This is a genomic window from Methylobacterium mesophilicum, from assembly GCF_036441335.1.
Taxonomy (GTDB): domain Bacteria; phylum Pseudomonadota; class Alphaproteobacteria; order Rhizobiales; family Beijerinckiaceae; genus Methylobacterium; species Methylobacterium mesophilicum_B.
In genome coordinates, this window is the sequence record NZ_MLBW01000005.1 from 73,492 (window position 1) to 85,631 (window position 12,140).

The 12,140-nt window shown below is 72.0% G+C and carries 10 protein-coding genes; 6 read left to right on the forward strand and 4 right to left on the reverse strand.

Going from position 1 to position 12,140, the window contains the following annotated elements; translation table 11 throughout:
• Positions 1-4: 4 nt before the first annotated feature.
• Both MMR14E_RS03370 and MMR14E_RS03375 read right to left on the reverse strand, forming a co-directional pair.
• A complete protein-coding gene (locus tag MMR14E_RS03370) occupies positions 5-1,252 on the reverse strand; it encodes a NupC/NupG family nucleoside CNT transporter (protein WP_331312809.1) in 1,248 nt (415 codons plus the stop codon).
• 57 nt (positions 1,253-1,309) lie between these two features.
• A complete protein-coding gene (locus tag MMR14E_RS03375; RefSeq protein ID WP_331312810.1) occupies positions 1,310-2,011 on the reverse strand; it encodes a TetR/AcrR family transcriptional regulator in 702 nt (233 codons plus the stop codon).
• 75 nt (positions 2,012-2,086) lie between these two features.
• Here MMR14E_RS03375 and MMR14E_RS03380 point away from each other — a divergent pair, with 75 nt between their 5' ends.
• From MMR14E_RS03380 to MMR14E_RS03390, 3 genes are read left to right on the forward strand one after another with little or no spacing between them, the layout of a single operon-like run.
• Positions 2,087-2,932, forward strand: a complete 846-nt coding sequence (locus tag MMR14E_RS03380) for an SDR family NAD(P)-dependent oxidoreductase (RefSeq protein WP_331312811.1) — start codon at positions 2,087-2,089, stop codon at positions 2,930-2,932.
• Position 2,933: 1 nt separating this feature from the next.
• Positions 2,934-3,839, forward strand: coding sequence for an alpha/beta hydrolase (locus MMR14E_RS03385; protein ID WP_331312812.1), 906 nt, complete (start codon positions 2,934-2,936; stop codon positions 3,837-3,839).
• Complete coding sequence (locus tag MMR14E_RS03390) at positions 3,836-5,302, forward strand: NAD(P)/FAD-dependent oxidoreductase (protein ID WP_331312813.1); 1,467 nt, start codon at positions 3,836-3,838, stop codon at positions 5,300-5,302. Before MMR14E_RS03385 ends, MMR14E_RS03390 begins: the two co-directional genes overlap by 4 nt.
• Before the next feature lie 70 nt (positions 5,303-5,372).
• Here the strand turns inward: MMR14E_RS03390 and MMR14E_RS03395 are convergent, their stop codons facing one another.
• Positions 5,373-6,026 carry a protein-L-isoaspartate O-methyltransferase gene (locus tag MMR14E_RS03395; RefSeq protein ID WP_331312814.1) on the reverse strand — a complete coding sequence of 218 codons (654 nt, stop codon included), beginning with the start codon at positions 6,024-6,026 and terminating at the stop codon, positions 5,373-5,375.
• A 317-nt stretch (positions 6,027-6,343) separates the two neighbouring features.
• Here MMR14E_RS03395 and MMR14E_RS03400 point away from each other — a divergent pair, with 317 nt between their 5' ends.
• Together MMR14E_RS03400 and MMR14E_RS03405 are read left to right on the forward strand one after the other, a co-directional pair.
• Positions 6,344-7,615 carry a PQQ-dependent sugar dehydrogenase gene (locus MMR14E_RS03400; protein ID WP_331312815.1) on the forward strand — a complete coding sequence of 424 codons (1,272 nt, stop codon included), beginning with the start codon at positions 6,344-6,346 and terminating at the stop codon, positions 7,613-7,615.
• On the forward strand, positions 7,615-8,205 hold the full coding sequence (locus MMR14E_RS03405) for a c-type cytochrome (protein WP_331312816.1): 591 nt from the start codon (positions 7,615-7,617) through the stop codon (positions 8,203-8,205). Before MMR14E_RS03400 ends, MMR14E_RS03405 begins: the two co-directional genes overlap by 1 nt.
• A 144-nt stretch (positions 8,206-8,349) precedes the next feature.
• On the opposite strand, the gene MMR14E_RS03410 is transcribed toward MMR14E_RS03405, so the two are convergent.
• The gene (locus tag MMR14E_RS03410) at positions 8,350-9,120 is read right to left on the reverse strand and encodes an MOSC domain-containing protein (RefSeq protein ID WP_331312817.1); all 771 of its coding nucleotides are present in this window, start codon (positions 9,118-9,120) and stop codon (positions 8,350-8,352) included.
• 199 nt (positions 9,121-9,319) lie between these two features.
• Between MMR14E_RS03410 and clpB the strand changes: the two genes are divergently transcribed.
• Positions 9,320-11,944 carry an ATP-dependent chaperone ClpB gene (gene clpB, locus MMR14E_RS03415; protein ID WP_331312818.1) on the forward strand — a complete coding sequence of 875 codons (2,625 nt, stop codon included), beginning with the start codon at positions 9,320-9,322 and terminating at the stop codon, positions 11,942-11,944.
• Positions 11,945-12,140: the final 196 nt, after the last annotated feature.

Here is a 12,140-nt window from a genome sequence, read left to right on the forward strand (position 1 = left end):
TCGGTCACGCCACGAACAGCCCGGCGATCGCCGCGCTCGTGAGGTTCGAGAGCGTCCCGGCGAGGATCGCCCGCAGGCCGTACCGGGCGACCTCGGAGCGCCGCTCCGGGACGAGGCTGGAGAAGCTCGCGAGCTGGATCGCGATCGACGCGAAATTCGCGAAGCCGCACAGGGCGAAGCAGGCGATCGCCTGCGCCCGCGGCTCCAGGGTGCCGGCCTTCAGCACCGGCGACAGGTTGGCGTAGGCCAGGAACTCGTTGAAGGCGAGCTTCTGGCCGATCGCGCCGCCGACGAGGGTTGCGTGGTCCCAGGGGACGCCCAGGAGCCAAGCCAGCGGGGCGAGCGCCCGACCGAGAACGCCCTCGAACGATGCGGAGGGGTAGCCCAGCCAGCTCCCGAGGAAGCCGAACAGGCCGTCCGCCAGGGCGATCAGCCCCACGAAGGCGATCAGCATGGCCCCCACCGACACGGCCACCGCGAGCCCCTTCTGAGTGCCGTCGGCCGCCGCCTCGATGATGTTGGCCGCCCGCGTCTCGCCGAACTCCACCCGGGTGGTGGCGATCCGGGTCGGCTCCGTGGAGGGCACGAGGATCTTGGCGTAGACGAGCCCCCCCGGAATCGCCATCACGGAGGCCGCGAGCAGGTAGGTCATCGGCACGCCGAGAGCCGCGTAACCGGCCAGGATCGAGCCCGCCGTCGACGCGGCGCCGCTCGACATGACGGCGAACAGTTCGGCCCCGGTCAGCAGCGCGAGGAACGGGCGCAGGGCGACGGCGATCTCGCTCTGGCCGATGGCGATCGTGATCACCGCCGCGAACGACTCGATCGGCGACGTGCCGAGGATCCGCCGGAGCACCGCGCCGAGCCCGCGGGCGAGCGCCTGCATCACGCCGAGATGGTAGAGCACGCCGATCAGCGCGGAGACGTAGAGGATCTGTGGCAGGACCCGCAGGGCCAGGATGAAGCCCGAGCCGCCGAACAGCTCGAACATCTTGGGCTCGACGAGCCCGCCGAACAGGAAGGCCGTGCCGCGGTCACCGTAGGACAGCACGGTGACGACCCCGTCGGCGGCGGTCCGCAGCGCGGCCTGCCCGGCGGGCAGGAACAGGACCAGCGCGCCGAGGCCGACCTGCAAAGCCAGCCCCGTGAGGACCACGCGGGGACTGATCGCCCGCCGGTTCGTCGAGAACAGGAACGCGACCGCGAGCAGCACGAGCAGGCTGAGGCCGGCATGGGTCAGGCGGTCGAGCATCGCGTCCTTCGGGTCCGAGCTTGGCCGGAGCGCATGGAAGGATCGGGCCAGTGGCCGTCAAGTGGGGCTCTCGGGCGCGAGATAGGGCGCGAAGAGGTCGCGGACCTGCGCGAAGCCCCAGTCCCGGTCCGCCTCCGTCAGGGCGGTGCCGCCCTGGAGGCGGTGGCTCATCCAGTGGCTCGACACGATCCAGGCGTTGTCGATGAGCCGCCCGAGGGCGTCCGGGGCGACGCGCAGCCGACCCGCCCGCACGGCCGCCTCGAACACGCCGCGGGCCAGCGCCTGGGTCTCGGCCCGAAGCGTGTGGATCCGGGGGCGCAGGCCCGGCGCGATCTCCACCATGGCGATGCCGTCGCGATAGACGCAGCGGTAGCGCCACATCAGGTCGAACCAAGACCTCTGGTAGGCGAGCAGCGCCTCCGGCGCCGCGGGGTCGGCGGGCATGCGGCCCGCCACCGCCACGGCCTCGGTCTCGAAGGCGGCGAACAGAGCCTCGACGAGCCCGCGCTTGCGCGGGAAATGGTACTGCAGATTGCCCTCGCGGATCCCCGCCGCGGCCGCGATCTCCGCCGTCGTGACGTGGCCGAGGCCGCGGGCATTGAACAGCGCGAGGCTGACGGCGAGGATCCGGGTGCGCGTGTCGGCAGACGCGGCCGCGGGACCGGCCTCCGGGCCGACCTCCGGGCCGACCTCCGCCTCGCACCCGCCCCTGCGACCCTCGCCCCGCGACATGTCCCCGTCCCCGTCTAGGGTGTTCACCCTAGACAATCCCGCCGGCCGGGCCTATCCCCCGAGAACCGCCCGATCCAGATCGGCGGCACGGGGAGGCGCGGTTTGGCACAGCGGTTCCAACTCGCGGGTGCGGTGGCCCTGATCACCGGCGCGGCGAGCGGCATCGGCGCGGCGCTGGCCGCGGGCCTCGCCGCGAAGGGCTGCAACCTCCTCCTCGTGGACCGGGACGTGACCGGCCTGGCGGCCGTCGCCGCCCAGATCCGCGGCGTCACGGTTGAGACGCGCGTCCTCGACCTCACGGATGCCGAGGGGATCCGCGCGCTGCCCGCCTGGGTCGCCGAGCGGTCCGGCCGCCTCGACCTGCTGATCAACAATGCCGGCGTCGCCCTCGGCGGCCGGTTCGACGAGACGCATCTCGACGATTTCGAGTGGCTGCTCGACATCAACCTGCGCGCCGTCGTGCGGATGTGCCACGCCTTCCTGCCGATGCTGCGCGCCCGGCCGGCGGCGCAGATCGTCAACCTGTCGAGCCTGTTCGGCCTGATCGCGCCGCCCGGGCAGGTCGCCTACTGCACCAGCAAGTTCGGGGTGCGCGGCTTCTCCGAGGCCCTGCGGCACGAGTACGCCGGCACCGGCCTCGGGGTGACGGTGGTCCATCCGGGCGGCGTCGCCACCGCCATCTCCCGCAACGCCCGCGGCCGGCGGCCGCCGACCGACCCGGAGGCGGCGAAGCGCGCGGCCGTGGAGGACGAGAAGGCGCGGGAGGCCTTCGGCAAGCTCCTGACCCTGGCGCCCGCCGACGCGGCCGCCGCCATCATCCGCGGCATCGAGGCCCGGGCGCCCCGGATCGTCGTCGGCAAGGACGCCAAGAACGCCGCGCTGATCCAGCGCCTGATGCCGGTGGGCTACTGGAAGACGATCGTGCGCCTGTCCGGCGGGACGCTCTGAGATGGCGAGCCTGCGCGCGTATCTCGCCACCTACATGGTCCGCAGCCGGGTCCGCGGCCCCCTGTCCCGGGCACGGGATGCGGCCGCGTTCCGCCGCATCTTCGAGGCGCCGACCTTCCCCGATCCGAAGGGCGTCACCTACGAGCCGGGCGTCGTCGGCGGCGTGAAGGGCGAGTGGGTCCGGCCGAAGGCGGGCCCCGGCCGGCGGATGCTCTACATCCACGGCGGCGGCTTCATCGCCTGCTCGCCCCGCACGCACCGTCCCGTCACCGGCGCGCTGGCGAACCGGGGCTTCACGATCTTCGCGCCCGAGTACCGCCTCGCCCCCGAGCACCCGTTCCCCGCGGCGGTCGACGACGTCACGGCCGTCTGGGCGGCGTTCAGCGCCGAGGGCGCCGCCTGCGTGGCGGGCGAGTCGGCCGGCGGCAACCTCGCCCTAGTGCTGATGGGCCAGGCCCGGGCCCGCGGCCTGCCGATGCCCTGGGCGGCCGCCCTGTTCTCGCCGGCCACGGACTTCGTCTCCGAGGACGGGTCGCGGGTGACCAATGCGTGGCGCGACGCCATGTTCGACCCGCAGGCGCTCGCGGCGATCCGGCCGATGTATCTGGGCACCACCGCCGATCCGGCCGATCCGCGGGTCTCGCCGCTCTACGGGGACCCGACCGGCTTCCCGCCGCTGCTCTTCCATGTCGGCGCCCGCGAGGTCCTGCGCGACGATTCCGTGCGCATGGCGGAGCGCGCCCGCGCGGCCGGCGTCGAGACCGAGCTCAAGCTGTTCCCGGTCGTCTCCCACGCTTGGCAATTCGCCGCCGGCGTGCTGCCGGAAGCGCGGACCTCCCTCGACGAGGCCGCGGCCTTCCTGACGGCGCACGCGCCCCACGCCCCGTCCGGGAGCCCCCCACGATGACCGAGCCCGCGCCCGAGACCCTGGCCGTCCTGATCGTCGGCGCCGGCTTCTCGGGGCTCGCGATGGCGATCCGCTGCCGGCAGGCGGGCATCGGCCCGCTGCGGGTGATCGAGAAGGCCGACGGCATCGGCGGCACGTGGCACGACAACACCTACCCGGGGGCGGCCTGCGATATCCCCTCGCATCTCTACTCGCTGTCCTTCGCCCCGAAGGCCGACTGGAGCCGGATGTACGCGCCGCAGCCGGAGATCCTCGCCTACCTCCAGGACACTGCCGAGCGGAACGGGCTGATGCCCCTCATCCAGCTCGGGACGACCTTCACCGGCGCCACCTGGGACGCGGCGCGCGCCCTGTGGCACGTTGAGACTGACCGGGGCCCGATCACGGCGCGCGCGATCGTCGCGGGCATGGGCGGGCTGCACCATCCGGCCTACCCGGACATCCCGGGCCGCGACGCGTTCGCCAGGCCCGCCTTCCACACCGCGGCCTGGGATCATTCCGTGTCACTGGCGGGCAAGCGCGTCGGGGTGATCGGCACCGGTGCGAGCGCGATCCAGGTGGTGCCGGAACTCGCGGCCGTCGCGTCGCACCTGACGCTGTTCCAGCGGACCCCGCCCTGGATCATGCCCAAGAACGACCACGCCATCGCGGAACGGGCCCGGGAGCGCTACCGGCGCCTGCCGCTCAGCCGGCGGCTCGAGCGGGCGCGGCTGTTCTGGCTGCACGAGGTGCGGGCGCTGCTCGGCTTCACCAAGGTCTCGAAGCTCACCGGCCAGGCCGAATCCCTAGCGCGGCACCATCTCGCCAAGGCTGTCCCCGACAAGGCCCTGAGGGCGAAGCTGACGCCGAACTACCGGCTCGGCTGCAAGCGGGTGCTGATCTCCGACGAGTACTACCCCGCGCTCCAGCGCCCGAACGTCACCCTGGAGACGGACGGCATCGCCCGGATCACCGAGACCGGCTTGACCACCGACGCCGGGCAGCATCACGGGCTCGACGTGATCGTCTACGCCACGGGCTTCGACGTGGCCGCGACCTTCGCGCGGATGCACCTCGTCGGCCGCGAAGGCCGGAGCCTGACCGAAGCCTGGGCCGACGGCGTGGGTGCCTACCAGGGCATCACGGTCGCGGGATTTCCCAACTTCTTCATGCTGCTCGGGCCGAATACCGGGCTGGGCCACAACTCGGTCGTCTCGATGATCGAGATCCAGGTGCAGCACGTCCTCGACTGCCTGAAGGCCCTGCGCCGCGGGTCGAGCACCGTCGAGGTCCGGCCGGAGGCCCAGGCCCGGTTCGTCGACCGGATCCACAGCCGCATGGCCGATAGCATCTGGCAGGCCGGCGGCTGTCGCAGCTGGTACCTCGACGCGAGCGGGCGCAACAGCACCCTCTGGCCCGAATCGGTCATGGCCTATCGTCGGAGCGCCCGTCGGGCCCGGCTGGGGGATTACAGGCTGGGCTGATCGGAGCCTGCCCGCGCCGCCGCGGAGCCGCCCGCGCGGACGGAAGCGGAAGCGATCCGGCGGCGCGCTGTCAGAACGCGAAGCCGGCTTCCGCCGCGAAGGCCTCGAGACCGGGCAGCGACGCGTCGAACAGCGGCCGGGCCCCGAACGCGTCGCCGGCGCGCACGAAGAGCGTCACCTTGGCGTTGCGGTGCGGGCCGAACACGCAGACCAGACGGCCGTCGTCCTTGAGCTGGTTCAGCAGCGCCTGCGGCCGGACCTCGACGCGCCCGTTGATCAGGATGACGTCGAACGGGCCGTGCTTGGGGGCGCCATCGGCGATCGGGCCCTCGACGACCTGGGCGGAGGCGCCGAGCCGGGTGCGCGCCGCCGCGGCGAGATCGGGCACCGATTCCAGGGCCGTGACCTGCGCGCCGAGCTGCGCCATGATCGCGGCGGCGTAGCCGTAGCCAGTGGCGACGTCGAGGGCGGCCACGCCCGGTCGGACCCGCAGGGCCTGGATCATCCGGGCCACGACCATCGGGGCCGGCATGCAGCGGGTCTCGCCGGCCGCCTCGCCGAGAGTCAGGGTCTGGTCGATATACGCGAAGGGCTCGCGGCCCTTCGGCACGAAGGCCTCGCGCGGCACGGTGTCGAACGCGTCGAGGACCGTGTTGTCGTTCACGTCGAAGGTCCGCAACTGGCAGTCGACCATCATCCGCCGCGCCTGCGCGTAATCGATCATCGATACGTGTCCTCGAACCGGATCGGAACGCCGCGTCGGCCGGGCCCCGGCGGACGGCCGGCAGCCCCGGCCAAGCCTAAGCTTCCCGGACGGGGGGCGTTTTCGGAGATCGTCGCCCAAAACGCAAGGTGAGCCGACGCGACAGCCGACGATGGCCCCGGTGGACGCGGCGCCGCGCCCGGTCCCGTCCCCCGTTACGGTGGCAGCGGAGTGTCGCCTCTGCGCCATCCTGCCCGGTCGCGCTGCCCGGCCGACCGTTGAATAAAGAGTGCAGAGCAGGCGGGCGGTCCGCGAGGCCGCCCCCACCGGGAGACACCATGACGCCGATCAGCCAGCCGATCCTGACCCGCAGCCTCGCCGCCCTCGCCGGACTCGGTCTCGGCCTGATGGGATCGGGCCCGGTCGCCGCGCAGGAGACGCCCGCGACCGCAGCCCCGCCTCCCAGCGTGCAGGTCGATCGCGGCTCGGCCCTCTACGGCCGGCCCGAGGGCGGCGCCGCGGCCAGGCTCGCACCGGTGGCCGGACCGCCGCTGGCGACCGCGGCCGCCAAGCTGCCGCTCGACAAGCTGAAGGTGCCGGAGGGCTTCAAGATCGAGGTCTACGCCAGCGGCCTCGCCAACGCCCGCGAGATGACCCAGGCACCGGACGGCACGCTCTACGTGGGCACCCGGACGGTGGGCAAGGTCTACGCGGTGCTGCCGAAGGCGGACGGCGACGGGAAGCGCGCGGTGAAGACCATCGCGACGGGGCTGCACCGGCCGAACGGCGTCGCGTACCACGACGGCGCGCTCTACGTGGCCGAACTCTCGAAGATCTGGCGCTACGACGACATCGCCAACCATCTCGACGGCGCGGCGAAGCCGACCCTGGTCTACGACGACCTGCCGAAGGACGAGGCCCACGGCTGGAAGTTCATCGCCATCGGCCCGGACAACAAGCTCTACGTCCCGGTCGGCGCGCCGGGCAACATCGTGATGCCGCCGGACACGCACGCGCAGATCCGGCGCATGGACCTCGACGGCAAGAACGCCGAGGTGATCGCCCGCGGCGTGCGCAACACCGTCGGGTTCGACTGGAACCCGAAGACCAAGCAGCTCTGGTTCACCGATAACGGCCGCGACTGGGTCTCGGAGGACATCCCGAACGACGAGCTGAACGTCCTTACGGAACCGGGCAAGCAGCATTTCGGCTATCCGTACTGCCACCAGGGCACGTTCACGGATCCGGAATACGGCTGGGGCCATGCCTGCTCGGAATTCACCGCGCCGGCGGCGCTCCTCGGCCCGCACACGGCCTCCCTCGGTCTGCGGTTCTACACAGGGACGCAGTTCCCGGAGGCCTACCGCGACGCGATGTTCGTCGCCCGGCACGGCTCGTGGAACCGCACGACCAAGCTCGGCGGTGACGTGGTCGTGGCCAAGCCCGGAGCTGACGGCAAGATCGCCGCGGTCGAGCCGTTCCTGACCGGCTTCCTCCAAGACAACAAGTATGTCGGCCGGCCCGTCGACGTGCTGGTCGCCAAGGACGGATCGCTGCTCGTCTCCGACGACTACAACGGCGCGATCTACCGCGTCAGCTACGGCCAGTGATGCGCCGTCACCTGCGCGCGCTCCGCGGACCGGCCACGGCCCTCGGCGGCCTGCTGCTCGCGGGCGGCGCGCTCGCCGCCCCGGACGCGGCCACGCAGGAGCGCCTCGCGCCCTGCATCGGCTGCCACGGGGCCGGTACCTCGGCGACGGAGGGCGTGCCCTCGCTGGGGGGGCAGCTCCCGGACTACGTCGTGACGCAGCTCTTCCAGTTCCGCGAGAAGCAGCGGGAGGCGCCGCCGATGAACGAGGTCGCGGCGGGCTTCTCCGACGACGACCTGCGCGCCTACGCCGACGCGGTTGCGACGCTGCCGCCGCCCGACCGGTCCGGGCCGCCGGCCGATGCGGCCGTGACGGCGCGCGCGCAGGCGCTCGTCGCCAAGCACCAGTGCAACTCCTGCCACGGGCCGGATCTCGCGGGCCGGGACGCGATCCCGCGAATCCGGGCGCAGCGGGAGGAGTATCTCGCCAAGGCGCTCGCCGGCTACAAGTCGAACGCCCGGCCCGGCTACGACCCCGCCATGAACGAGGTCGCGCAGGGGCTGAGCGAGGCCGACATCCAGGATCTCGCGGCCTACGTGTCGCGGCTCTGACACGACGTCCACTGGACCGCGTCCACCCGTCATCACGAGCGCAGCGAAGTGACCCGGGGCGGCGCGCGGCTTGTCAGCGTAGCGCTGCCTGGATTGCTTCGCTGCGCTCGCAACGACGGCAGCGCTGGGATCACCCGTCGCGCGTCACCCCACCACGCGCAGCGCGTCGCCCCTCGCCAGCGCCCCGCCGGCGATCACCTCCGCGTAGACGCCGAGGTCGCGGTGGCCGAGCCGCGCGTCGAGGGTCCAGGGAATGTCGCCGTCGCGGATGCCGCTCACCGGGTCGACGTTGGTCGCCGCGCAGCGCACGGTCCGCTTGGTGATCTTGAGGCGCAGCCCGCTCGGCGCCTCGACCACCTGCCCGACCATCTCCAGCTCGGCGAAGGGGGCAAGCCCCTCGACCAGCAGGTTGCCGCGGAAGCGCAGGGGATCGACGGGCGCGCCGAGGTAATCTTCGACCGCGGCCACGCTCGCCCGGTTGATCAGCGACACGTAGCCGGTCGGGGAGTCGGTGAATCGGTACTGCGGCGGCGCGGCGAGGACCTTCGGCTCGCCCCGGAGGCTCTCGGGGACGTAGCGCCGCATCAGCTCCGCGAGCCCCTCGCGGCCCGCCTCGGTGTCGAGCCGGAAGGCCTGCGGTTCGCCGTGCCCCTCGACGGTCAGCGTCGCCGTGGCATCGTCGTAGCGGGTGCGCAGGCGGGCGAGCGCCTCGTCGCGCATGAGCATCAGGTACTTGGTCTTGGGCTGGTGGCGGGGCGCGACCGCGTTGAAGCCCGAGGGCCCGTTCTCGATGGCGTAGAGCCGGTCGCCCGGGAAGTAGCCGCTGGTCTCGAGCTCCGCCCGGTCGACCGGTTCGGGGCTCAGGCCCTTCACCGGATAGCGATACAGGGCGCTGACATGAATCAATGCGGTCATGCGCGGAGCGTGGCCCTGAAATGATCCGGCGCGCAAGGGCTTCGCCGCCCCTTGTGGTGCTCAATTGCAACACCACATCGGGTCTACCGGCGGCCATCGAAGGCGCCGGGGCCCTCGCGCGGCGGATAGCCGGAGGGCGACGTTTCGGTGGCGCCGCGCCTCTCATCGGGCGGCGGATGCCGGTACGGGAGGGTTGTGCATGAACTTCGAAAAGTACACCGAGCGCGCGCGCGGCTTCGTGCAGGCGGCTCAGAACCTCGCGATGCGCGAGGGACATCCCCAGCTTCAGCCGGGCCACCTGCTCAAGGTGCTGCTCGACGATCCGGAGGGCCTCTGCGCCGGCCTGATCGACCGCGCGGGCGGCCAGTCCCGGGTGGCGCTCGCTCAGACCGAGCAGTGGCTCGCCAAGCAGCCGAAGGTGTCCGGCAACGCGTCCGCCCCGCAGGCGACGCGCGAGCTGATGCGCCTGTTCGACACCGCCGAGAAGGCCGCAGAGAAGGCGGGCGATTCCTACGTGACGGTGGAGCGGCTGCTCCTTGCCCTCGCCGTCGAGAAAGATTCCGAGGCCGGCCGCGCGCTCCAGGCGGCGGGCGTCACCCCGGCCTCGCTCAACGCCGCGATCAACGCGCTGCGCAAGGGCCGCACCGCCGACAACGCCTCGGCCGAGAACGCCTACGACGCGCTGAAGAAGTATGCCCGCGACCTCACCGAGGCCGCCCGGGACGGCAAGCTCGACCCGGTCATCGGCCGCGACGAGGAGATCCGGCGGACCATCCAGGTCCTGTCCCGGCGCACCAAGAACAACCCGGTCCTCATCGGCGAGCCCGGCGTCGGCAAGACCGCGATCGTCGAGGGTCTGGCCCTGCGCATCGTCAACGGCGACGTGCCCGAGTCCCTGCGGGACAAGAGCCTGCTCGCCCTCGACATGGGCGCGCTGATCGCCGGTGCGAAGTACCGTGGCGAGTTCGAGGAGCGGCTGAAGGGCGTGCTCTCCGAGGTCACAGCGGCCGAGGGCGGCATCATCCTGTTCATCGACGAGATGCACACGCTGGTCGGCGCCGGGAAGGCGGACGGGGCCATGGACGCCTCGAACCTGCTGAAGCCCGCGCTCGCCCGCGGCGAGCTGCACTGCGTCGGCGCGACCACACTCGACGAGTACCGCAAGCACGTCGAGAAGGACGCGGCGCTCGCCCGGCGCTTCCAGCCGGTCTTCGTGTCGGAGCCGACCGTGGAGGACACGGTCTCGATCCTGCGCGGCCTCAAGGAAAAGTACGAGCAGCACCACGGCGTGCGCATCCAGGATTCCGCCCTGGTCGCGGCCGCGACGCTCTCGAACCGCTACATCACCGACCGCTTCCTGCCCGACAAGGCGATCGACCTCGTCGACGAGGCCGGCTCGCGCCTGCGCATGCAGGTCGATTCGAAGCCCGAGGAGCTCGACAACATCGACCGCGAGATCGTCCGGCTGAAGATCGAGGGCGAGGCGCTCAAGAAGGAGACCGATTCCGCCTCCCGCGACCGTCTGGTCCGGCTGGAGAAGGAACTCGGCGACCTGGAGGAGCGCTCGGCGGCGATCACCGCCCGCTGGAAGGCCGAGAAGGACAAGCTCGGGACGGCGGCCGGCCTCAAGAAGAAGCTCGACGAGGCCCGCAACGACCTCGCCGCGGCCCAGCGCCAGGGCCAGTACCAGCGCGCGGGCGAGCTCGCCTACGGGGTCATCCCGGGCCTCGAGAAGCAGCTCGCCGAGATCGAGGCGAAGGCCGAGAACGGCCGCGACGCGATGATGGAGGAGGCGGTGACGCCCGCCCACGTCGCGGGCGTCGTCTCCCGCTGGACCGGCGTGCCGGTGGACAAGATGCTGGAGGGCGAGCGCGAGAAGCTGCTGGCCATGGAGGACGCGCTCGCCAAGCGCGTCGTCGGCCAGCGCGAGGCGGTGGAGGCGGTCTCGACCGCGGTCCGCCGTGCCCGCGCCGGGCTGCAGGATCCGAACCGGCCGATCGGCTCGTTCATGTTCCTGGGCCCGACCGGCGTCGGCAAGACCGAGCTGACCAAGGCCCTCGCCGGCTTCCTGTTCGACGACGACACGGCGCTCGTGCGCATCGACATGTCCGAGTACATGGAGAAGCACGCGGTCGCCCGGCTGATCGGCGCGCCTCCGGGCTATGTCGGCTACGAGGAGGGCGGCGCCCTCACCGAAGCCGTGCGGCGGCGGCCCTACCAGGTCGTGCTGTTCGACGAGGTCGAGAAGGCGCATCCGGACGTGTTCAACGTCCTGCTGCAGGTTCTCGACGACGGGCGGCTCACCGACGGCCAGGGGCGGACGGTCGACTTCCGCAACACGCTCTTGATCATGACCTCGAATCTCGGGGCCGAGTACTTGGTGAACCAGCCCGCGGGCCAGGACACCGACGCGGTCCGCGAGGAGGTGATGGGCGTGGTCCGGGGTCACTTCCGGCCGGAATTCCTGAACCGGGTCGACGAGATCATCCTGTTCCATCGCCTCGCGCGGTCGGAGATGGGCGCGATCGTCGAGATCCAGCTCGGGCGCCTGCAGAAGCTGCTGGACGATCGCAAGATCACCCTGGAGGTCGACGAGGAGGCCAAGAACTGGCTCGCCGACAAGGGCTACGACCCGGCCTACGGGGCGCGGCCGCTCAAGCGGGTGATTCAGAAGAACGTCCAGGATCCGCTGGCCGAGCTGGTGCTCTCCGGCAAGGTCCACGACGGCGAGACGGTGCCGGTCCGGCTCGGCCCGATGGGCCTCATGATCGGCGACGTGACGGTCGGGGCCGAGCGCCGGCCGGTCAACGCGACGCTGAACTGATCGCTCCTGAGGCCCACGGCCGGGGCGGCGCGCCACGCGACGGCGCGCCGCCCCTTTTTTTTAGCGCCCGGGGTCGGGCCGGCGGTGTGAGCGAGCGATGAGCTAGTCGACTGGACAGGGCCGACGCGACGGAGAATCCTGGCGTCGCGCCATCGCGGCCCGAGGCGATCCACCGCCCCGGGCGGCTCAGGCGAGG